Origin of the sequence: Peribacillus sp. FSL H8-0477 (genome assembly GCF_038002765.1) — a bacterium.
Lineage (GTDB): Bacteria > Bacillota > Bacilli > Bacillales > DSM-1321 > Peribacillus.
Map to the genome: position 1 here is coordinate 1,675,632 of NZ_JBBODE010000002.1, position 21,785 is coordinate 1,697,416.

The following is a 21,785-nucleotide window of genomic DNA, read 5'->3' on the forward strand; positions in this document are numbered from 1 at the left end:
GCGATAACATGAGTAATCCAAAAAAACATCCCCAAGCATTTGTACCCTCTCATCTTGGAACTCAACCGAGAACAGGGCATGGAAATAAAGGAAAGAAAATGGCAGATAAATCGGGTGAGCATGCTCAGGTGATTCAAACAAAGGGCGAGTAACTCAAAAGCGGTAAAGGGAATCAGTATTCCTTTGCCGCTTTTTCTTGGTATAAACACTTTGTTTTTTTGCTTGGGGCGTCAACAGAGGAGATTCACAGCTATTTATGATAAGATGAAAAGGAATTTTCGGGAATGGATGAGTGAAAATGACCTCTAATCATAAGAACAAATTATCTGATTTACCACAACATACATATATGGATGAAACGGATCCTGCATCCATTGTCCAGGCATTAAAAAATATACACGAAACGACTAAGGAAGCCGATATAGAACGATCCAGGCTGTATAGTCTGCTGGCAAAAATACAAAAAGCGGGGAGAGGCGAAGGATCACTATATGCTGCCTGGGTCCAGGAAGCTCTGAGACTTAATCCAGCTAACCAGCTTGCGAATCAATTATTAGCTGACTCTGAATGGAGAAAATATCTTGGGATATTTGATGATTATGTTTTTCCTCAAATGAGAGAAACCGATAATCGAACAGCTAAGAAGAATATCGCCGAACAGTATATCAAAAACTGTAAGAATTATTTGGAAAATACGGAGAAAACAAAGGACAGACTTCATAAAGGCTTGTGGGCTGCCCAAGCAATAGAAGATCCAAAACTTTTGGAAAGATACCGAAAAGCAGAAGTTTTATTGACTGATATAAAGGAAATTCTTGACTTGTTACTTCAGGCGTCTATTGACTATGAAGAATCCATTACAGGTGTTTTTCATACGGCGACACATTATACTGTCATAAAACAGGCTCTTGAAAAACTCCAAAGAAGGAAAGACGAATGGAATGCCTTATTCGAACAAACAGAAGAGACGCTTCCTACAGAAGGTCCGCTTGAAGAACTTGAAGCGATGGTCGGTTTGTCCGGTGTCAAAAATAGAGTTCGTGATTTTTATCGTTTCCTGCAGTACCAAAATCGACGCACTGAAATGGGATTACGAATTAAATCCGAACAAAGTTTAAATATGGTTTTAACCGGAAATCCAGGTACAGGGAAGACAACCATTGCCAGGCTGCTTGCCAAAATTTACTATGAGCTGGGTGTACTTCCTCGTGAAGAAGTTTTAGAAGTCGAGCGCTCTCAATTAGTAGGGGCATATGTTGGACAAACAGAGGAAAAAGTTCAAGCCATCGTCGAAAAATCAGTAGGAGGCGTCCTATTTATAGATGAAGCTTATAGTTTAAAGCGAGATGGAAAATCAGGCGATGATTATGGACAAACCGTAATTGATACGTTGGTGTCCTTAATGACAAATCAAAAATACAGCGGGAAATTCGCGGTTATTTTGGCAGGTTATCCAGATGAAATGAGACAGTTTTTACAAGCAAACCCTGGACTAAGAAGCAGATTTCCACAGTCAAATCATTTTCATCTGTCAGATTATACGACCGAAGAACTGCTTGAAATTGCTAATCAGGCAGCCTTGGAAAATGATTATTTGTTAACAAAAGAAGCAATGATTGAACTCGAAGAGAAGCTTGAACAAGAGCAAGTCGACGAAACATTTGGAAATGCTCGAACGGCACGCACGCTGGTCACAGACGCCATTTTTACAAAAGGTTCACGGGCGAAGGTTGATACTGAGCAAGTTCTCGAATTCACCATTTTAACACCGGAAGATTTTCAAATGGACGATTCTGCTACAGGGCATTCACCATGGAAAACATTTGATAAATTGGTTGGTCTAAAAGATATTAAACGAGAAGTTGAAGCATTGGCATCATATGCCCGTATACAGCACATTCGAAGACGACAAGGAATGAAGGCTGTCCCTGTACAGTTTCACGCAGTCTTTACTGGCAATCCAGGGACGGGTAAAACGACGGTTGCAGAAATTTATTCAGAGTTATTAAAAGAAAACGGAATGCTCAAAAGAGGGCATTTAGTCGTTGCAAGCCGAGCAGACTTTATCGCTGGGTATGTTGGACAAACGGCTCTTAAAACAAAGAAAAAAATAAAGGAAGCGCTTGGGGGCGTGTTGTTTATTGATGAAGCCTATTCACTGTTAAGTCAAGGTGAAAATGATTTTGGAAAAGAGGCAATTGATACACTCGTGGCAGAAATGACTCGTCATAATGAAAATTTAGTCGTCATTCTCGCTGGTTATACAAACGAAATCGATCGTCTTCTTTCAAGCAATCCCGGCCTGCGTTCTCGTTTCAAAAAGTTTATTCATTTTCCTGATTACAGCACAGACGAATTAATTGAAATTATGCAGAGGTATAGTGAAGAATATCAATATACTCTTTCAGAAGAAGCGTTAGCATGGATAAAGACTTATTTAACACATTATCATGCACCAGGAAATGGACGATATGCGGCTAATTTAATCAATGAAGCGATTCAAATGCAGGCCCTTCGTCTAATGCCCAAATCGACAGATGAATGGGAAGATTCGGATTTAATGGTCATTACAGAAAATGACTTGAAGCAAGCCGCAGAAAAACTTAAAAAAGGGGAAAAATAATGCTTATTTCAGAAAATAATATTGAAGTCCGTTACGCAGAAACAGATCAAATGGGAATTGTTTACCATGCTAATTATCTGGTATGGATGGAAATTGGGCGAACAAAGCTGATTAAAGATATGGGCTTTAATTATGCTGAATTAGAAGCAGAAGGGATTCTTTCACCTGTGTTAGATATCCAAGCTTCATATAAAAAACCACTTAAATATGGACAAACCGCAACGGTATATACATGGATTGAAAAGTATGATGGGCTTCGTGTTACGTACGGGTATAAAATCTTAACTGAAACGGGGGAACTTGCAGTAAGTGGTTCTTCGATTCATGTTTGTGTAAAAAAAGATTCCTTCCGTCCTATCTCGATCAAGAAATTATATCCAACCTGGCATCAAGCATATGAAAAAAATAAAAAAGAAGAAGCAGAATGAGCAGAGAGTGAGGGGAGGTACAGGTGGCATTTGGCATTAAAAGAAAAGAGTTAGAAGCATGGAAGCAAAAAATCGATAAAGGTGAAATTGCTTTTTTAACACATTACTGGCTTGATGACCGTTTTCCTGATTGTAACACGGTCACAAAAGCAGGTTGTCAAGATCTCTCTAAACTTGAACGGTGGGGACAACAATACGGACTTCGCAAAGAATGGATTCACCATCGCCGCGACGGGTATTCACATTTTGATTTGCTTGGTGCTAAACAAAGGGAAATCCTAAAGGCTGAAGGCATTGTTGAAAAACTGGTCAAATAACAGGTTGATTTATGCTGTTTATACTAAAAAACACCGGTTAGCCGGTGTTTAACTATTTGCAGTTATTTTTTCGTACCGAAATGCCGGTTCGGCTGTTTTATCATTAAAGTCGATATATAGGTCATGATTATCAAAGTACCATTCGTCGTTTTTTTCAATAAAATAGGTTATTCCTTCGTGCTTAATTGATGCTGCCGGGTCAACAGGATGATCAAGATTGACTCCTAATGAAAAACCGCTTTGAATGGGGCTGTGTCCGCCATATCTGACAAAAAATCGTACACTGCTTCCTTCTTGCAGTTCCATTTCTTCTACATACCATTGAGATGCAGGACCAGAGATGTTTATTTTCATGTAGTTCTCCTTTCGCGTTTCACGATATGTTTAGTATAAAGGAAAGCTAACTTAGAAGCGAATATCAGGCTTAAGGAAGGGGGATAAACCATGGATATTATTTATACTATCTGTTTTATTAAAAGACATAGAAATAATATAGAAGAATACTTGTTGCTGTTTCGAAATAATGAACCGAATCAACATAAATGGAATGGAGTAGGCGGTAAAATAGAACCAGGGGAAACACCACTGAATTCCATTCAAAGGGAAATTATTGAAGAAACAGGGCTATCTGTTACTTCATTAACAGCACATGGGGTCGTTACATGGCAGACGGGCGGCATGTATCTTTTTACTGCTGAAAGTAACGAAGAAGTGGCTATTGATTGTGACGAAGGAATTTTAGAGTGGAAGCCGCTGGAATGGATCATGTCAAGCAGCGAAGAAGAGGTAGTTAGTAATATTTTATATTATCTGCCACATTTATCAAAAGATGCTAAGCAAAAGGAATATGCATGTACATATGGAGAAAATGGCTGGCTGCTGTCTGTAGATATAAAAGATTTAGCACTGAGTTACTAGAGTGAAGTGGGAATCTCCCCTTTCGCTCTTTTTGCTGTTTTAGAGGATATGGAAGCGGGATGGATATTCAATGAAATTTTAAAAGGATTAACTTTAACTTTCGAAGAAGTATTGAGAGAAATCACCCAGCATTCGATAGAAATAGAAGCTGGGTGATGCAATAAACATGTCTTTATTTTTTTTCGATTCGTTCAGCTTCCGCCATTTTAGCTACTAAAATGTGCGCTGGCATATGCATGATTTGCTCTAACGGAAGATTCAGCGTTTCCGCCAATTTGACAGCTGTTTCCGCCGATATTTGTAAGGGTCTCATAAAATAACCTCCATTATATTAAAATCCAATAAAAATAACGCCTGAGAGGACGAGTAAAAAGCTGAGATAAAAGAAAAGTAAAAACGATGGAACTAAATTGCCTGTTTTAATGGTTAGCCAAGCCAAGAAACTGCCAAGAATGCAGAAAAGGATGCATGAGTAAAATTGGAAACCGACTGTACTCTGGGTGATGCCAAAGCCTATACCTGAAGTAAAAATAGCAATTTTTTTTGTCGTTTGAACGGTAAAGGCGCGAAGAAGGATCCCTCTCCAAATCAACTCTTGCAAGGCGGCATGTGTGAAGCAGAATAGCAGCCCATAGGTTAGCAGCTGCAGCGTAATCGGTTTGTTTACTAGGATGATGAGAACGGGCAGAGAAAACAGCAAAACCAACACAAGCTTAACCCGTTTATTGATTTTTACAGGTCGATCATACATGAGCTTAATAGGTTTTTCTTTGATGAAAGAATAGTAAATGATACTAATGGGAATGAGAATACAAATTAGTAAAAGCCTATTTAAGAGGATCTTAGCTGGTAATGAAACATCAGCTACATCGACGAATTTATTTGCATACATATAGAAAAGATGTCCAAATAGAAAAGCAATCGAAATCCAGAGGACTATCCGGTTCTTTTCACTAAAAAAAACAAGGGTTAACATAAGACTGCCTGCTAGATAGAAGCTGATTTGAAGATTCTGCTGATGGATAAAGATTACAAGAGCAATAAATAGACATGGAATCAGGTACTGCGGCCAAGTTTTTTCTTTTGTATAAGAATCATTCATCTTGTCACTTCTCTTTTTCCATAATTTAAAATGAACAAGTCTGTCCAATTATTGGACAGACTTACAGGTTAAAGCCAGGTGATTTTCGGTTCCGTTTTATTCTTAATCCGTTTAATGTTTGCGCGGTGTTTATAAAAAATGAAGACCACAAACACAGCAAGTACGATGAGCAGGGGTTTATCTTCATTTGCAAAAAACAGCGCATAAGTTAAAGATGCCACAGCTGCAATCATTGAAGAAAGTGATACATATTTGCTCAGGTATAAAGAAATAAAGAAGACCACTACCAATATTAGAAATAAAATTGGGTGGGTTCCAAGAACTACGCCTGCTGATGTGGCAACTGCTTTTCCTCCACGAAAACCTGCGAATACAGGAAACATATGACCTATAACCGCAAATACCCCGGCAAGAAGCAAATGAATATCTGTATCAAGAAGAAGCGGGAGAGTAGTTGCAAGTGTGCCTTTTAAAATATCCATACTGGTTACGACGATCCCAGCCTTTACCCCGAGTGTTCGAAAGGTATTGGTACCACCTAGATTTTTGCTGCCATGTTCACGAATATCTGTATGATAAAAGGTTTTTCCAATGATCAATCCAGAAGGAATTGACCCAATTAAGTAGGCAAGCAGTAAACATAATATAATTGATAACATATAATAGCCCTTTCCTGTTAGGTAATCAAATGAGGATTGATATGTAGGTATCCTGCACATGTATTTTATCATGTCTCTTCTAAATTTCCATTAGTATTGTTTGATTTCCTCTTTCAAACGTAAAAAAAATATTTAAAATGAAGGCAGGAAATACATAAAATTGCTGGAAAAACATGTTCGTATCCCGATAATTATAGTGTATGCTAATTAAATAGAGAAATTGATTTTAAGGAATTAGGAGATTGAGAATATGAAAAATCTAGTTTCAGCCTTCCAGTGGGTAGCTTTTGTGATGGCATCATCCATTGTAGCACCTATTGCGGTAGCTGATTTATTTGGTTTGAGCGGTGCTGATGCTGCTGAATTCGTACAGCGGACTATATTCGTTCTAGGAGTGGCAGGTCTGCTCCAAGTGACTCTAGGGCACAAGCTCCCGATTAATGAAGGTCCTGCTGGTTTGTGGTGGGGAGTATTTGCACTCTATGCAGGAATGAGTACAACGTTGTTTGCCACTGCAACAGAGACACTTCAAGCTCTTCAGGGAGCTATGCTGATGAGCGGAGTATTGTTTATTATCCTGAGTTTAGCGGGATTAATAGATAAAATCAGTAAACTTTTTACACCGGTGGTAACCGGTATCTACATATTGCTGCTGGTCATGCAGCTCAGTAAATCATTTTTGAATGGGATGCTGGGTGTCGGCTATAATAGTTCAGGAGTAGACTTAAAAATCGCAGCCTTAAGTCTCGTGACAGTTCTATTTACTTTTTATGTGACAAGGCATAAAGTGGACGCAATCAGGCAATATGGAGTTTTAATCGCTCTTATGTTTGGGTGGGCACTATTTGCACTATTTGGTGCGGCCAAACCAATTACATCTTCTCACCAGTCAATGATTTCTTTACCGAAAATGTTTGTATTTGGGGAACCTCATTTTGATTTTGGTATGATTATGACATCAATATTTGTCACATTGCTGTTATTAACGAACATGATTGCTAGTGTACGCGTTGTTGAAAATTTAATGAAATCTCTCGGAATTATCCAAACTAAAGTCAGCTTAAAAAAAGGCGGCTTTGTTACCGGAGTCAATCAGCTGATCGGCGGAGTGTTCAGTGCCATTGGACCTGTCCCAATTTCAGGTGCAGCAGGATTTATTGCCACAACCCGTATTACCTCAAGACTGCCGTTTATTTTAGGTGCTGTCTTAATTATAGGTTTTAGCTTATTTCCTAGCATTATGAATATATTTTCATCTTTACCTGTTCCTGTGGGATATTCTGTTACCTTCGTTGTCTTTGCGAGTATGATCGGAATGGCTTTTTCGGACTTCGATAAAGAAGCAGATTCAGCTAGAGTAAGGAGTGTGATCGGTGTCTCTTTATTATGTGGTGTGGGTGTGATGTTCGTACCTTCCGAAGCGTTTAAAGGTATTTCACCGATTGTGACTTCATTATTAAGTAATGGACTGATATTTGGAACCATTGTAGCGATAATGACTGATCAGTGGTTATTATTTATTTCTAAAAAGCGTGTCTCGCGATGAGCATATTTACTTGTTTATAGGCAATTATTAAATTTATTTCAACTAAAAATAGTTTATTAATATTTCTTACGACGCAATTTCTGTTATGCTAAATAGGGAAAACTTAAGCTAAAATGATATTTAGAGAATAAACTTACGTTAAAAAACTTACATGAACTTTAAAAAAACTTGATTGTAACGATTGAAAAACTTACCTAAAGGAGCTGTTTAGCATGACCATTGAAAATCCAACCCGGTCTGAAATGGGTGCTATGTTAAAAAAAGCTAAACGAATTGCTGTTATCGGATTATCTGATAAACCAGACAGAACCTCTTACATGGTCTCTGAAGCCATGCAAAAGAGCGGATATGAAATTATTCCAGTAAATCCAAGCGTGGAGGAAGTACTAGGGGTAAAGGCCGTTTCATCGCTTAAAGAAATTGATGGACATATTGATATTGTAAATGTATTCAGGCGATCGGAGTTCCTTCCCGAAATTGCCAGAGAGTTTGCTGAGATTGACGCTGATATCTTTTGGGCACAGCTCGGTGTGGTTAATGAGGAAGCATATGAATACCTGAAGGACAAAGGTTATACAGTCATCATGGATCGTTGTATTAAAGTCGAACATGCCCTTACGAAGTAAGACTTGAGAAGGAGCGGGCCGCCGCTCCTTTTTTTCGCCTAATAAATGACCGATAGCTAAAGGTACATAACCTAATTACGGATCTCGAATAAAAGGAACGTTTGTTCTTTTGTGCAAAATTCATTATACTTATAATATAAAAGAGAAATAAATGATAGCAGAGAACATCTGCAATTCACTAGACACATGATTTTCAGTCAATTCACACAGATGATTTGGCCCGGAAATTGCGGAAGAGTATGAAAGGGGAATTTCTGTGGCAAAAAATAGTAAAGAGTTTGCGTACGATGAAGATGCCATACAGGTATTAGAAGGACTCGAGGCTGTAAGAAAGCGCCCGGGTATGTATATTGGAAGCACAGATGCGAGAGGACTCCACCATTTAGTATATGAAATTGTCGATAATGCCGTGGATGAAGCACTTGCGGGACACGGAGATCAAATTATCGTAAAAATACATAAAGATAACAGCATTAGTGTCACGGACAAAGGACGCGGAATGCCAACAGGGATGCATAAGCTTGGCAAGCCGACACCTGAAGTAATTCTTACCATTCTTCATGCTGGCGGTAAATTTGGTCAAGGCGGATATAAAACAAGCGGGGGACTGCATGGAGTAGGGGCTTCTGTTGTTAATGCGCTTTCTGAATGGCTGGTTGTGAAAATTAAACGTGATGGTTTTGTTTATGAACAACGTTTTATTAATGGAGGAAAGCCGGAAACTACACTTGAGAAGGTCGGGAAAACGAACCAATCGGGAACCCTGATTCATTTCAAGCCTGATCCGACTATCTTTTCTGTGACGAGTTATAACTATGACACCTTATCTGAACGATTACGTGAATCTGCGTTTTTGTTAAAAGGCTTTAAAATTGAATTAATCGATGAACGTCATGATAAACAAGATATTTTTTATTATGAAAATGGAATTGAAGCATTTGTTGAGTATTTGAATGAAGAAAAAGATACCCTTCATAGTATCGTTAGTTTAGAGGGCAATCAGAATGGCATAGAATTAGATTTTGCGTTTCAATTTAATGACGGTTACTCAGAAAATATTTTAAGCTTTGTTAATAATGTTCGGACAAAAGATGGCGGTACGCATGAAATCGGTGCGAAAACAGCTCTGACTCGTGCTTTCAATGACTATGCGAGAAAAAGCGGTATGTTAAAAGAAAAAGATAAGAATCTTGAAGGTACAGATATCCGGGAGGGCCTCTCAGCGATTATCTCCGTTCGAATTCCAGAAGAATTGCTGCAATTTGAAGGACAAACAAAAAGCAAACTGGGCTCAAGTGAAGCACGATCAGCAGTTGATTCAATTGTGTCCGAGCATTTGGCTTATTTCTTTGAGGAAGACCCGAATACGAGTACACTCTTGGTTAAAAAATCTGTCAAAGCTTTTCAGGCTCGTGAAGCAGCAAGAAAAGCACGGGAAGACGCTAGAAGCGGGAAAAAGCGGAAGAAATCAGATACCATGCTGTCTGGTAAATTAACACCAGCACAATCGAAAAATCCTGACAAAAATGAACTTTATCTTGTAGAAGGAGACTCTGCAGGAGGTTCAGCTAAACAAGGGAGAGACAGGAGATTTCAAGCAGTCCTGCCGCTTCGTGGAAAGGTCTTAAATACAGAAAAGGCTAAGCTGCAGGATATCATGAAGAATGAAGAAATCAACACGATTATTCATGCCATTGGTGCTGGCGTGGGACCTGAATTTACTGTGGCAGATACAAACTACGACAAAATTGTCATCATGACTGATGCAGATACAGATGGAGCTCATATCCAAGTATTGCTCTTGACATTCTTTTATAAGTACATGAGACCATTGTTTGAAGCAGGAAAGATTTTTATCGCGTTGCCTCCTCTTTATAAAGTTAGTAAAGGAAACGGAAAAAAAGCGGTACTCGAATATGCCTGGAACGATGAAGAATTGCAAGGTGCCATTGATAAAGTTGGGAAAGGCTATATGATCCAACGGTATAAAGGTCTTGGAGAAATGAATGCAGATCAGCTTTGGGATACTACGATGAATCCAGAGACTAGAACCTTAATTCGAGTGAAATTAGAAGATGTTGCCCGAGCGGAAAGAAGGATTACGACCTTAATGGGAGATAAAGTAGAACCACGACGTAAATGGATTGAATCAAATGTTAAATTTGGTCTCGAAGAAGAATCGAATATTTTAGATAATGAAAATATATCGGTAGCAGAGGAGGGCAAATAATGGCCAGTGAAGAGGTATATAGGGATTTGCCCCTAGAAGAGGTAATCGGAGATCGTTTTGGACGTTATAGTAAGTATATTATTCAAGACCGTGCGCTGCCGGATGCTAGAGATGGCTTGAAGCCGGTACAGCGTCGTATTTTATACGCTATGCATGTAGAAGGAAATACTCATGAGAAGGCTTACCGGAAATCTGCCAAAACCGTGGGTAATGTTATTGGTAATTATCACCCCCATGGTGATTCTTCTGTGTACGAAGCGATGGTACGGATGAGTCAAGACTGGAAACTGCGAAAAGAATTAATTCAAATGCATGGAAACAATGGTAGTATTGACGGCGATCCTCCAGCAGCAATGAGATATACAGAGGCACGTCTTTCAGCTATCGCTTCTGAATTACTCCGAGATATTGATAAACGGACAGTAGAGTTTGTATCCAACTTTGATGATACTTCCGTAGAACCTATCGTTCTGCCTGCGATGTTCCCGACGCTGCTTGCCAATGGCTCAACCGGTATTTCAGCGGGGTATGCAACTGAAATCCCTCCGCATCAATTGGGCGAGGTTATTGATGCAGCAATCATGCGAATCGATAAACCGGACGCCAGTGTAGATGAATTGATGACCGTCATTAAGGGACCTGATTTCCCGACTGGAGGGATTATCCAAGGGGTAGAAGGAATTAAAAAAGCTTATGAAACCGGTAAAGGAAAAATTATCATTCGGTCTAAGGCTGAAATTGAAGACATTCGCGGCGGTAAACAGCAGATAGTCATTACCGAAATACCTTATGAAGTGAATAAAGCTAATTTAGTCAAGAAGATGGACGAGTTTAGACTGGATCGTAAGGTTGAGGGAATGAATGAAGTCCGTGATGAAACGGATCGTACCGGATTGAGAATTGTCATTGAGCTTAAAAAAGACGCCAATGCAAACGGTGTTTTAAATTATTTATATAAAAACTCTGATTTGCAAGTTGCCTATAACTTTAATATGGTGGCTATTTATAAAAAGCACCCAACTTTAATGAGCCTGCCTATGTTGTTGGATGCGTATATTAACCATCGTAAAGAAGTTATTAGTAACCGTTCACGTTATGAATTACAAAAAGCACATGATCGTGCGCATATTGTAGATGGTCTAATTAAAGCGCTGTCCATTCTCGACGAAGTTATTTCTATCATCCGTTCGTCTAAGGATAAGCGAGATGCAAAAAATAACTTGATGGAAAAATTTGATTTCAGCGAGCCTCAATCTGAAGCGATTGTTTCTTTACAATTATATAGACTGACCAATACTGATATCACGGCCTTGCAAGCGGAAGGTGCGGAGCTTAAACAAAAAATTGAAGAGCTCTCAAAAATTCTTGATAGCGAAAAGCTTTTACAACAAGTCATTAAAAAGGAACTAAGATCTGTTAAAAAAGGATTTAATGATACACGCAGATCCAAAATAGAAGATAAAATAGAAGAACTGAAAATTAATCTTGAAGTGCTGATAGCGAGTGAAGATGTAATTGTGACAGTCACAAAGCAGGGGTATGTGAAACGAACCTCACTCCGTTCCTATACTGCATCCGGAGGTCTTGACTTTGGGATGAAAGACACGGATAGAATGCTTCAAAAGATAGATGCAAATACAACGGATGTTCTTTTGTTGTTTACGAATAAAGGGAACTTCCTCTATTGTCCCGTCCATCAGCTCCCAGATGTCCGTTGGAAGGAAACAGGGCAGCATATTGCCAATATCATTCCGATTGATCGTGATGAACAGATCTTAAAGGTTATCCCAATTAAAGACTTTGAACAGCCGCAGTATTTGCTGTTTATTACGAAGAATGGGATGGTCAAAAAAACAGACTTAATTTGTTATAAGGCTCAACGTCATTCTAAGCCGCTTGTAGCCGTTAATTTAAAAGGCGATGACGAACTAATTGATGTTCACTTAACCGATGGAACAGCAGATATATTCTTGGCTACTCACTTTGGGTACTCGCTCTGGTTTGATGAAGAAGAAATTACCCCAGTAGGTATTCGTGCTGCAGGGGTTAAAGGAATTAATCTAAAAGAAGATGACTTTGTTGCGGGTGGTAAAGTCATTAGTAAACAAACTGCTGGCACCATCTTTATTGCTACGCAGCGAGGTGCAGTGAAAAAAATGAAGCTTTCTGAATTTGAAAAAGCTTCGCGGGCGAAACGTGGAGTTCTGCTTCTTCGGGAGCTTAAATCGCATCCGCATCGCGTGGTTGGGCTGGACATTGTTATTCAAAGTGATTCGGTATTCCTGTTAACCGATAAACAGTATGTCGAAAACATTCACATTAGCAGCCTGCGCCCGGCAGACCGATATTCAAACGGTTCATTTATTATTGATGAAACAGAAAATGGTAAAGTTTGTGAATTGTGGAAAGTCAGTGTTGAAGAGAATTAATAGCTCGAGCCCGGCCGAATGGATTCCATTCTGGCCGGGTTTTTTTTGCGTGAAATGAAATTTTCCTTTTAACCCATCTTTTCAAATATTTTCATGATTGTTGGAAATAATAACAAACAGTTAAATGGGAAGGGATGAGTACAAGTGGATGATTTGGTTATAGCAAGGTCATTATTTGGCACGACGATGGGCTTTCACATAATTTTTGCTACCCTTGGTGTTGGATTACCATTGATGATGATTATTGCCGAATTGATGTATCAAAAAACGAAGGACTATCATTACGTCATTATGGCCAAGCGCTGGACGAAGACTTTTGCCATTTTGCTTGGCGTAGGGATTCCAACGGGTACAATTGCCGGCACGCAGTTGTCCTTGTTATGGCCTGGTTTTATGGAGGTCATCGGAAAAGTAATGGTTCTCCCGTTTCAAATTGAGATTTATGCGTTCTTTTTAGAAGCACTGTTTATGTCTATTTATGTCTATGCAGCTGAAAGACTACCACCTTGGGCTCGTACGCTCAGTTTAGTATTAGTGGCGTTTGGAGCGATGGCCTCGGCTGTATTAATTTCAAATGTTCATTCCTTTGAAGGAACCCCTGCAGGGTTTAAGATGGAAAATGGTGTGATTTCAGATGTGCAGCCGTGGGTGGCCTTCTTCAATCCGAGTTTTATCGTAACCGCTATTCATGTTGTATTGACGGCGTATACAACAGGGGCATTTGTTATTGCTGCAGTGGCTGCCTTTAAAATGCTGAGAATAGGTCCTAAAAGTGTAGACTACTTATTTCATAAAAAAGCGTTGAAGATTTGTGTTATTACTGGAGGTATTTTCGCTTTATTTACAGCACTGAATGGACATGTCGTTACGCAAAAACTTCATGAATACCAGCCGGAAAAGCTTGCGGCTGCAGAAGGACTCTTTGAAACGCAGACCCATGCACCACTCACTATGCTTGGGTATACGGACCGAGAAACACAGGAAGTGAAATATGGAATTGAGATACCTTGGGCTCTCAGCTTTTTGTCAGGGAACAGTTTTGATACCGAAGTGATTGGTTTAAATGATTTTCCTGAGGAAGAATGGCCGCCGCTATTTGTTCATACGTTGTTTAATTTCATGGTAATAACGGGCAGTATGCTGATCGTCATTGCCTTGTTTATTTATCTTTGGAACTTCCGTAGAAAACGAGAAATTCCTAAGTGGATGCTGGTGATTCTTGTTTTGTCAGGTCCAATGGCCATGATGTCTATCGAAGCAGGCTGGATATTTGCTTGTACTGGTCGTCAGCCGTGGACCATCTATCGTATGTTATCTACAGCAGATTCTGTTACCACTTCGACCAATCTTGGACCCTTATTTGCATCGTTTGCCGTTGTCTATGCGATTCTTGGCATAGCCGTTGTATCCGTCCTGCTTTATTATTTCAAACGAAATACTATACAGGATGATATCTATCGAGCTGAGCAAAAAGGTCTCCCATTATATGGATCAAACTCATAAAAAGGGGGAACGAACATGACTGATACTATACTCGCAATTACCACGCTCTGGTTATTTGTGTTTTTCTACTCTATTTTGGGAACTATGGACTTCGGAGCGGGGTTTTGGTCCTTTCTCTACTTTAATAAAGAGAAAACAAAGGTGACAAATGTTGCGAATCGTTATCTTTCGCCTACATGGGAAGTTACGAATACGTTCATTGTCCTTTTGGTGATTAGTTTATATGCACTGTTTCCAGGTGCGGCTTATACGCTGGGTACGGTTTTATTAATTCCAGGAAGTCTTATTCTTTTGCTGCTTGCCATTCGAAGCGCATTTTTAGTCTTTTCGCATATTGCAACAAAATACAGCAAAGTTTTAACCTATATCTCTGGGATAACAGGTATCATCATTCCTGCGCTTTTAATAAGCGTTTTACCGATCTCTCATGGGAATTTTGTAGAGGGAGAGAAGGGACAGGAAGTATTGAACCTGTCTGCTCTGTTTACAAGTCCCCATGAATATGCCTTTGTTGGTTTTGGGGTATTCAGTACATTATTTCTATCCGCCCTGCTGCTTTCCGATTACTCAAAAGAATCAAATGAAGTAGAGGCCTTTAAAATTTATCGAAAAAACGCCATGATTACAGGTCCAATATCGTTAGTCTTTGCATTTTTGGTCATGTGGACCATGAAAAGCGAGGCTCCATGGTTGTATGAAAATATGATGGAGCATTCCTGGATGCTGCTGCTATCGGTCCTGTTTTTTGTCATAGGTGGAATTGGACTTTATCTGCCGTATTTCTCTAAAAGAGATGTTAAAGGAATGCCTAGGCTAGCGGTTATTGCGATTGTTATCCAATATTTTATTGCGAGCTTTGCATATGGAAGAGCACATCTTCCGTATATTGTTTATCCAATTGTTACACTGGAGAATAGCTTTACAGATCCAGCAACATTTCGTGCTGTGTTTATCGTAATTATTATTTGCAGCGCCATCTTGCTTCCAGGCTTTTACTTGTTTTGGCGTTTGTTTATGAAGGATAAGCGATATTTATCGCAACAAAAGCAGGAAAGTAAAAAATAGGGAGTAGGTGGGGGGTGATGAACAAAAAAGCTGAGATTTTCAAATACCTGGTTTTTATTGTAGCTGTTCTGTTTGCCTGCCAAGCAGTAGCTGCTCAGGGGAAAAGCAGTCAAGATGAAAAGATTCTTTATCATGAAAAAAAAGAGCTTACCGGTGATAAAAAGAAAGATGCCATTATTGTAAAAGGAATTCAATATGAAAATGGTAGTGATTTTTACAAAGAAATTATTTTAATGGTTACTAGTAAAGGCGTACTCAGAGAGGTTCCTCTCAGCAGCGGCTGCTCCCCAACCGTATCCTTTGCGGATCTTAATCATGATGGAGTGAAGGATGTCCTCGTTACGGTTCCAGCTTTCAACCATGAGGAGGGTGACTCCACTCCAATAGAAGCTTTTGCCTTTACATTCAAAGATGATAAGCTTCTTGATTTGTCAGTTCCACCAGCTGTACAAGTTACTTCTCAGTATTTAAATGACTATAAGGCTGTTTTGAAGGTGGATAACCACAAACCCATTGTACTTGATGTAAAGAACCGTCGGAAAGAGTATGAGGAGCTCGGCCTGTATCAGGAAGGAATTCTTAATGAAGAAACGGAGCTGATGATTGATTCTTATTATTCATTAAAAACGTATCAAATCCTTGGAAGAGGAAAAAACTTGGAAGGCAGACAAAGAATAAATGGTATTCATCAACAAGATAGCTTGGCTGACCTTGTTTCTAAATGGCATTACGAGAAGGATGGTTGGAGATTAGTGGATGTTAAAATAAAACCTGTTCAAATGAAAAAAAAGTAGCAAATACTGGGCGCTATTCATAGGATATGGCAAGTAAGCAGAAAGTAGAGGAGAGGTACTTGCCATGTCGATATTAGATTTGGAAAAGTTAGTGATTACCTATATGCCGCCTGTAACCTTTTCTCATCCGGCAGAGGGCAGGAAATACACAGTTACTCATGATGATCAAAGTGGAATCATTACAGTGGCAATAGGGTGTCATTATGACCAATCTCAAATTAATCCGACGATGAGAGATGAAGTGTTGGCTGAGTGGAAACCTGATCGGGGACAATACATTCTTTTGGTAACTGTTCATGTCAGCGATGGGGAATTTGATGCAAATCATGCGAAAATCCGTTATATGATTTTTCAGCGGGAACTTCCGCTTGCCCTCCAAGCTATTATGCATGCTGATATCCCATTTTTAGGATACTACCCGTGGCTCTTGGATAGTCCGATCTATGTAGAATTCACCTCTATCTATCCTGAATCTAATCAAACCCTTGACTATGGTACCCCTAGGCAATATTTATAGCGGCACTAATAGCACTCTAATTAAGCATATATAGAGTGCTATTTATATGGTTTGAAAAATTCAGAATTGACAACATATTTATAATTAGATAAAATCAACTTGTGTTTCCAATAAAAGTAATGTAAGTGGTTTATTTACAGTGTGAAAGGAGCTGGGGTCATACGGATCTGAAAAATCGGATTATTGATACCTCTTTACAGCTTTTCGAAAAACATGGTTTTCATGGCGTCTCTGTTAATCAAATTGTCCAAGAAAGCGGTACAAGCAAAGGCGGATTTTATCACCATTTTCATTCCAAGGATGAATTGCTTTTTGTGATTCATGATTATTTTATTTCCTACGTTTTAAATAAGGCAACAGAAGCCATTTCAACTAGTACTCACCCCACAGAAAAAATGCAGAAAATGATTACTTCATTTGTCAAAGTGTTTGACCTCTATAAACCTCATATATCAGTATTTTATCAAGAAAGTGGTTATCTAAAACCGTTATATGCACGTTCAATTAAGGAAAAAAGAGAAAAGTACAAAACGCTCTTATTTACTTTAATTGAGGAAGGCGTAGCTGCCGGAGAGTTTCGTCCTGAACTAGACCGTACGATTATCGGGATGTCTATCTTGGGAATGGTGAATTGGTCGTATAAATGGTACAAACGGGAAGGCGAAAAATCAATTGAAGAAATTGCTGAGATTTATGTTGACTTCATTCTTCTGGGACTCCTAACACCAGAAGCTAAACAAAATCCCCGCTATGCAAGATATTTTTTAAGTAATAAAGCGCTTACATAAAGACTTGACCGACCAACTAGTCGGTCTCAATAAAAAGATGGAGGTTCACTATGAATTTTGAGTTAACAAAGGAACAGCTGATGATAAAAGAAATGACTCGAGGGTTCGCAGAGAAAGAGATTAAGCCGATTGCGATTGAACTAGACCGTGAATCTAAGTTTCCTGAAGAAGTTTTCAAGAAAATGGGGGAGTTAGGTCTGCTAGGAATTCCATTTCCTGAAACATATGGCGGTTCAGGAGGAGATACCATTTCCTATGCGATTGCCGTAGAGGAAATTGGTAAAGCATGCGGTGGTACTGGGTTAAGCTATGCTGCAGCGGTATCACTGGGCTCAAGTCCTATCTATTATTTCGGTACTGAAGAGCAAAAGCAAACGTATCTCGTTCCGCTGGCAAAAGGAGAAACGTTAGCGGCATTTGGACTAACGGAACCGAATGCAGGATCTGATGCAGGGGGAACTCGGACGCGGGCTGATCTTGAAGGAGATGAATACGTCATTACTGGCGAAAAGTGCTGGATTACGAATGCTGGGTATTCAAGGACGATTACCGTTACAGCCGTAACAGGGAAAGACAGCCGCGGTAAGAATATTATTTCAGCTTTCATTGTCCCGACTGACTCAAAAGGACTTTCAATCTCTAGTAATTACGACAAGATGGGGGTCAGGGCCTCAAATACATGTGAAATCATTTTGGATCACGTCAGAGTGCCAAAGGAAAATCTTCTTGGTGATGCAGAAGCCGGATTTAAACAATTTTTATATACGCTGGACGGCGGGAGAATTTCAATTGCAGCACTTGCTGTGGGTATTGCACAGGCAGCTTTTGAAAGATCGTTGGCTTTTGCAAAAGAACGTGTCCAATTCGGACAATCGATTTCTAAATTCCAAGCCATTCAATTTAAACTTGCTGATATGGCAATGGAAATCGAATTGGCAAGAAATATGGTATACAAAGCGGCTTGGTTGAAGGATCATAAAAAACCATTCACAAAGGAAAGTGCCTATGCCAAGCTTTTTGCATCAGAAATGGCTTTTAGGGCTAGTAACCAAGCCATTCAAATTCATGGAGGCTCAGGTTATATGCGTGAGTATGAAGTGGAGCGTTTTCTAAGAGATGCCAAGCTTCTTGAGATTGGTGAAGGAACTTCTGAGATTCAGAGATTAGTCATTGCTAGACAGCTAGGCTGTTAATCTTTCAGAGATTTTATTAATTTATGGGAGGTTTCTATGACGGAATTAGTGAACAGTACTGTCGGAAAGCTGCTCGAAACAACTGCAACGGTTTATGGAGAAAGGGAAGCAGTTGTTTACCCAGAATTAAATTTGCGCTATACGTATAAAGAATTTGAGAAACTTTGTCGTGATGCTGCTAAAGGATTCATGTCACTCGGAATCGATAAGGGAGAGCATGTGGCAATCTGGGCATCCAATAAGCCGGAGTGGCTGATCAGTCAATTTGCCACTGCGAAAATGGGAGCGGTACTTGTCACAGTCAATACGAGTTACCGGACTAATGAGCTTGAGTATCTCCTCAGTCAATCAGATGCCTCAACCATCATCTTAATGGATCATTTTAAGGACCATTCCTTTATTGATACGTTATATGAAATCGTACCGGAATTAACCGACGCCGCCCCAGGGCAGTTGAAATCTAGCAAGCTGCCGCATTTAAGAAATATCATTGTCCTTGGAGATTCAACATATCCGGGTACAGTTTCTTGGAAGGAGTTGCTTGCAGCTAAGGATCAAGTAACAGATGAACAACTAGATTTTCGGATGCAACAATTACATCATCAGGATGTAATTAATATGCAATATACCTCTGGAACAACTGGTTTTCCTAAAGGGGTCATGCTGACTCATTCCAACTTGGTTAATAACGGTGTAAATATTGCAGCCTGTATGAAGCTATCAAACAATGACCGGCTGTGTATTCCAGTTCCGTTTTTTCATTGCTTTGGTTGTGTACTGGCAAATATGGCATGTGTATCAGTCGGAGCCGCAATGGTTCCGTTAGAAGAGTTCAACCCGAGAAAGGTGCTGAACACGGTAGAACAAGAAAAATGTACCGCCCTCCATGGTGTACCTACTATGTTCATCGCGGAGCTAAATGTAGATGATTTCCCTCAGTATAATCTAACAAGCTTGCGAACGGGAATCATGGCTGGTTCCAATTGCCCGATAGAAGTGATGAAAAACGTTGTAGAGAAAATGGGAATCTCTGAAATTACGATTACCTATGGTCAAACGGAAGCCTCGCCTGGTATTACGATGACACGGACAAATGATCCTATTGAACTTAGGGTTTCCTCTGTTGGGCGAGCCTTGCCCAATGTAGAAGTGAAAATTGTTAACCCGGGCACAGGGGAAGAAGTACCCTTTGGCAGCCAAGGAGAGCTTTGTACCCGAGGATATCATGTGATGAAGGGATATTATAAAAATCCCGAAGCAACAAGGGAGGCCATCGATACGGGAAATTGGCTGCATACAGGTGATCTCGCCGTGATGGACGAAAATGGTTACTGTAAAATCACCGGACGCCTGAAGGATTTAATCATACGAGCCGGAGAGAACATTTATCCAAGAGAAATAGAAGAATTTCTATACCAGCACCCGGAAGTTAATGATGTCCAGGTAATTGGTGTTCCAGATGTAAAATACGGTGAAGAGGTCATGGCCTGGATTATTCCTAAACCTGGTGCTCAAGTTTCAGAACAGGATATTCGTGAATACTGTACAGGGAAAATCTCCCGCCATAAAATTCCACGGTACTTTCAATTTACCGAGGATTATCCGATGACAGCATCTGGAAAAATCCAGAAATATAAATTAAGAGAACAGTCGCTAGACTTACTCCGGACATCCAGATAAGGAGGAAATGTAATGGTTACTAAACTATTGATTGCAAATCGGGGTGAAATTGCTGCTCGAATTATTCGCACATGTAAAAAGATGAACATCCCCTGTGTGGCAGTTTATTCAGAAGCAGATCAAAACGCCCCATATGTTTCGATGGCTGATGAAGCATACTTGCTCGGCGGACCAAAGGTAAATGAGAGTTATTTACATGTAGAAAAAATTTTAGAAATTGCCAAAAAAGCAAATTGTGACAGTATTCATCCAGGGTATGGATTTTTGAGCGAAAATGCGGATTTTGCCAGAAGCTGTGCTCGGGCGGGTCTTACTTTTATCGGACCAAACCCGGATATAATTGAAAAAATGGGAAACAAGGTTGAAGCTAGAAAACTGATGGAGGCCGCTGGTTTGCCGCTTGTGAAAGGCTTGTCTCGTCCCCTAATTAATCTCGAGGATGCTAGTAAGTCAGCAGCTGAAATCGGGTATCCTGTCATGCTTAAGGCTGCGGCGGGCGGGGGAGGCATTGGTATGCAGGCTGTCTGGAATGAGGAAGAGCTGATTGCTGCATTTTCTGGGAACCAGAAACGTGCTGAAATGTTTTTTGGCAATGGGGATATGTTCATAGAAAAACTAATTGAAAAACCAAGGCATATTGAAATTCAAATCCTTGCTGACCAATTTGGAGAGGCTGTTTATTTATGGGAACGCGAGTGTTCCATCCAAAGACGTAATCAGAAAGTCGTTGAGGAAGCACCATCTCCTTTTCTTGATGAAGATACGAGAATCAACATGGGGCAGTCTGCTGTTCGTGCCATAAAAGAAATCGGTTATCAAAACGCGGGAACAATTGAATTCCTAGTTGATGAACAACAACAATTTTATTTTTTAGAAATGAATACAAGGCTTCAAGTAGAGCACCCCATTACGGAGGAGATTACTGGTCTTGATTTGGTTGAACTACAAATTAGAGTTGCTTCGGGTGAAAAGTTAACGCTTACACAAGCTGATATTAAACGAGAGGGGCATGCCATAGAAGTTCGCATATATGCAGAAGATCCGGTCACTTTTTTCCCGTCGCCCGGGACCATTACCTCTTTGATCCTGCCTGAAAATGAGTATATCCGTCATGAACTTGGTGTTCATGGAGCATCTATCGTGTCGCCTTACTATGATCCAATGATTGCCAAGATGATTGTTAAAGGCGATACACGAAATGAAGCGATTGATAACCTGAGTTCCGCACTAGAAGAGTATCAGATAAACGGGATTAAGACTAATATTCCGCTGCTGCAAGACATTAGTAAGCACCCCGCTTTTCGTGAGGGAGATACGACAACAGATTTTATCGATAAACATCTAAAAAAATTGAACAGCAAATAGGA

The 21,785-nt window shown here is 39.8% G+C and carries 21 protein-coding genes; 17 read left to right on the plus strand and 4 right to left on the minus strand.

Annotated features, from left to right (window positions below; translation table 11 throughout):
• Positions 1-8 precede the first annotated feature (8 nt).
• The 4 genes from MHI18_RS19920 to MHI18_RS19935 all read left to right on the plus strand — a co-directional run bounded on the left by MHI18_RS19920 (position 9) and on the right by MHI18_RS19935 (position 3,368).
• Positions 9-152: an acid-soluble spore protein N gene (locus MHI18_RS19920; RefSeq protein WP_040373499.1), complete on the plus strand. Its 144-nt coding sequence runs from the start codon at positions 9-11 to the stop codon at positions 150-152.
• A 146-nt stretch (positions 153-298) separates the two neighbouring features.
• Positions 299-2,623, plus strand: coding sequence for an AAA family ATPase (locus tag MHI18_RS19925; protein WP_340850008.1), 2,325 nt, complete (start codon positions 299-301; stop codon positions 2,621-2,623).
• Complete coding sequence (locus tag MHI18_RS19930) at positions 2,623-3,051, plus strand: acyl-CoA thioesterase (RefSeq protein WP_340850011.1); 429 nt, start codon at positions 2,623-2,625, stop codon at positions 3,049-3,051. Before MHI18_RS19925 ends, MHI18_RS19930 begins: the two co-directional genes overlap by 1 nt.
• Before the next feature lie 23 nt (positions 3,052-3,074).
• A complete protein-coding gene (locus tag MHI18_RS19935; RefSeq protein ID WP_340850013.1) occupies positions 3,075-3,368 on the plus strand; it encodes a hypothetical protein in 294 nt (97 codons plus the stop codon).
• A 48-nt stretch (positions 3,369-3,416) separates the two neighbouring features.
• Here MHI18_RS19935 and MHI18_RS19940 read toward each other — a convergent pair whose 3' ends face one another.
• Positions 3,417-3,722 (minus strand): HesB/YadR/YfhF family protein, encoded by a 306-nt coding sequence (locus tag MHI18_RS19940; protein ID WP_340850015.1) that lies wholly within the window; start codon positions 3,720-3,722, stop codon positions 3,417-3,419.
• A 90-nt stretch (positions 3,723-3,812) separates the two neighbouring features.
• On the opposite strand from MHI18_RS19940, the gene MHI18_RS19945 reads away from it, so the two are divergent.
• Positions 3,813-4,286, plus strand: a complete 474-nt coding sequence (locus MHI18_RS19945) for an NUDIX hydrolase (protein ID WP_340850017.1) — start codon at positions 3,813-3,815, stop codon at positions 4,284-4,286.
• Positions 4,287-4,458: 172 nt separating this feature from the next.
• Here the strand turns inward: MHI18_RS19945 and MHI18_RS19950 are convergent, their stop codons facing one another.
• From MHI18_RS19950 to plsY, 3 genes are all read right to left on the minus strand, one after another.
• The gene (locus MHI18_RS19950; protein ID WP_340850019.1) at positions 4,459-4,599 is read right to left on the minus strand and encodes a YycC family protein; all 141 of its coding nucleotides are present in this window, start codon (positions 4,597-4,599) and stop codon (positions 4,459-4,461) included.
• An 18-nt stretch (positions 4,600-4,617) separates the two neighbouring features.
• On the minus strand, positions 4,618-5,388 hold the full coding sequence (locus tag MHI18_RS19955) for a CPBP family intramembrane glutamic endopeptidase (protein WP_340850020.1): 771 nt from the start codon (positions 5,386-5,388) through the stop codon (positions 4,618-4,620).
• Between the two features lie 68 nt (positions 5,389-5,456).
• Entirely contained in the window at positions 5,457-6,047 is a 591-nt protein-coding gene (gene plsY, locus MHI18_RS19960; protein ID WP_340850022.1) for a glycerol-3-phosphate 1-O-acyltransferase PlsY, read from the minus strand.
• Positions 6,048-6,297: 250 nt separating this feature from the next.
• Between plsY and MHI18_RS19965 the strand changes: the two genes are divergently transcribed.
• From MHI18_RS19965 to MHI18_RS20020, 12 genes are all read left to right on the plus strand, one after another.
• On the plus strand, positions 6,298-7,593 hold the full coding sequence (locus MHI18_RS19965) for a purine/pyrimidine permease (protein WP_340850025.1): 1,296 nt from the start codon (positions 6,298-6,300) through the stop codon (positions 7,591-7,593).
• Between the two features lie 212 nt (positions 7,594-7,805).
• Entirely contained in the window at positions 7,806-8,219 is a 414-nt protein-coding gene (locus MHI18_RS19970) for a CoA-binding protein (RefSeq protein WP_340850026.1), read from the plus strand.
• A gap of 256 nt (positions 8,220-8,475) precedes the next feature.
• The gene (gene parE / locus MHI18_RS19975; RefSeq protein WP_340850029.1) at positions 8,476-10,449 is read left to right on the plus strand and encodes a DNA topoisomerase IV subunit B; all 1,974 of its coding nucleotides are present in this window, start codon (positions 8,476-8,478) and stop codon (positions 10,447-10,449) included.
• The gene (gene parC, locus MHI18_RS19980; protein ID WP_340850031.1) at positions 10,449-12,878 is read left to right on the plus strand and encodes a DNA topoisomerase IV subunit A; all 2,430 of its coding nucleotides are present in this window, start codon (positions 10,449-10,451) and stop codon (positions 12,876-12,878) included. The genes parE and parC overlap by 1 nt, the downstream gene beginning before the upstream one ends.
• Positions 12,879-13,022: 144 nt before the next feature.
• Positions 13,023-14,381 (plus strand): cytochrome ubiquinol oxidase subunit I, encoded by a 1,359-nt coding sequence (locus tag MHI18_RS19985; RefSeq protein WP_340850034.1) that lies wholly within the window; start codon positions 13,023-13,025, stop codon positions 14,379-14,381.
• A gap of 15 nt (positions 14,382-14,396) precedes the next feature.
• Positions 14,397-15,446 carry a cytochrome d ubiquinol oxidase subunit II gene (locus MHI18_RS19990; RefSeq protein WP_340850036.1) on the plus strand — a complete coding sequence of 350 codons (1,050 nt, stop codon included), beginning with the start codon at positions 14,397-14,399 and terminating at the stop codon, positions 15,444-15,446.
• A 17-nt stretch (positions 15,447-15,463) separates the two neighbouring features.
• The gene (locus tag MHI18_RS19995) at positions 15,464-16,240 is read left to right on the plus strand and encodes an FG-GAP repeat protein (RefSeq protein WP_340850038.1); all 777 of its coding nucleotides are present in this window, start codon (positions 15,464-15,466) and stop codon (positions 16,238-16,240) included.
• A 64-nt stretch (positions 16,241-16,304) separates the two neighbouring features.
• Positions 16,305-16,757: a staygreen family protein gene (locus tag MHI18_RS20000; RefSeq protein WP_340850040.1), complete on the plus strand. Its 453-nt coding sequence runs from the start codon at positions 16,305-16,307 to the stop codon at positions 16,755-16,757.
• A 125-nt stretch (positions 16,758-16,882) separates the two neighbouring features.
• Positions 16,883-17,545 (plus strand): TetR/AcrR family transcriptional regulator, encoded by a 663-nt coding sequence (locus tag MHI18_RS20005; RefSeq protein ID WP_340850042.1) that lies wholly within the window; start codon positions 16,883-16,885, stop codon positions 17,543-17,545.
• 50 nt (positions 17,546-17,595) lie between these two features.
• On the plus strand, positions 17,596-18,738 hold the full coding sequence (locus MHI18_RS20010; protein ID WP_340850044.1) for an acyl-CoA dehydrogenase family protein: 1,143 nt from the start codon (positions 17,596-17,598) through the stop codon (positions 18,736-18,738).
• 36 nt (positions 18,739-18,774) lie between these two features.
• Entirely contained in the window at positions 18,775-20,418 is a 1,644-nt protein-coding gene (locus MHI18_RS20015) for an AMP-binding protein (RefSeq protein ID WP_340850045.1), read from the plus strand.
• 12 nt (positions 20,419-20,430) lie between these two features.
• Positions 20,431-21,783: an acetyl-CoA carboxylase biotin carboxylase subunit gene (locus tag MHI18_RS20020; protein WP_340850046.1), complete on the plus strand. Its 1,353-nt coding sequence runs from the start codon at positions 20,431-20,433 to the stop codon at positions 21,781-21,783.
• The last annotated feature ends 2 nt before the right edge of the window (positions 21,784-21,785 follow it).

Bases quoted from the DNA above. Each gene is read 5' to 3' on its own strand.
- MHI18_RS19920 (WP_040373499.1), top strand. From the start codon at position 9: ATGAGTAATCCAAAAAAACATCCCCAAGCATTTGTACCCTCTCATCTT.
- MHI18_RS19925 (WP_340850008.1), top strand. From the start codon at position 299: ATGACCTCTAATCATAAGAACAAATTATCTGATTTACCACAACATACA.
- MHI18_RS19930 (WP_340850011.1), top strand. From the start codon at position 2,623: ATGCTTATTTCAGAAAATAATATTGAAGTCCGTTACGCAGAAACAGAT.
- MHI18_RS19940 (WP_340850015.1), bottom strand. From the start codon at position 3,722: ATGAAAATAAACATCTCTGGTCCTGCATCTCAATGGTATGTAGAAGAA.
- MHI18_RS19945 (WP_340850017.1), top strand. From the start codon at position 3,813: ATGGATATTATTTATACTATCTGTTTTATTAAAAGACATAGAAATAAT.
- MHI18_RS19950 (WP_340850019.1), bottom strand. From the start codon at position 4,599: ATGAGACCCTTACAAATATCGGCGGAAACAGCTGTCAAATTGGCGGAA.
- MHI18_RS19955 (WP_340850020.1), bottom strand. From the start codon at position 5,388: ATGAATGATTCTTATACAAAAGAAAAAACTTGGCCGCAGTACCTGATT.
- plsY (WP_340850022.1), bottom strand. From the start codon at position 6,047: ATGTTATCAATTATATTATGTTTACTGCTTGCCTACTTAATTGGGTCA.
- MHI18_RS19965 (WP_340850025.1), top strand. From the start codon at position 6,298: ATGAAAAATCTAGTTTCAGCCTTCCAGTGGGTAGCTTTTGTGATGGCA.
- MHI18_RS19970 (WP_340850026.1), top strand. From the start codon at position 7,806: ATGACCATTGAAAATCCAACCCGGTCTGAAATGGGTGCTATGTTAAAA.
- parC (WP_340850031.1), top strand. From the start codon at position 10,449: ATGGCCAGTGAAGAGGTATATAGGGATTTGCCCCTAGAAGAGGTAATC.
- MHI18_RS19990 (WP_340850036.1), top strand. From the start codon at position 14,397: ATGACTGATACTATACTCGCAATTACCACGCTCTGGTTATTTGTGTTT.
- MHI18_RS19995 (WP_340850038.1), top strand. From the start codon at position 15,464: ATGAACAAAAAAGCTGAGATTTTCAAATACCTGGTTTTTATTGTAGCT.
- MHI18_RS20000 (WP_340850040.1), top strand. From the start codon at position 16,305: ATGTCGATATTAGATTTGGAAAAGTTAGTGATTACCTATATGCCGCCT.
- MHI18_RS20010 (WP_340850044.1), top strand. From the start codon at position 17,596: ATGAATTTTGAGTTAACAAAGGAACAGCTGATGATAAAAGAAATGACT.
- MHI18_RS20015 (WP_340850045.1), top strand. From the start codon at position 18,775: ATGACGGAATTAGTGAACAGTACTGTCGGAAAGCTGCTCGAAACAACT.
- MHI18_RS20020 (WP_340850046.1), top strand. From the start codon at position 20,431: ATGGTTACTAAACTATTGATTGCAAATCGGGGTGAAATTGCTGCTCGA.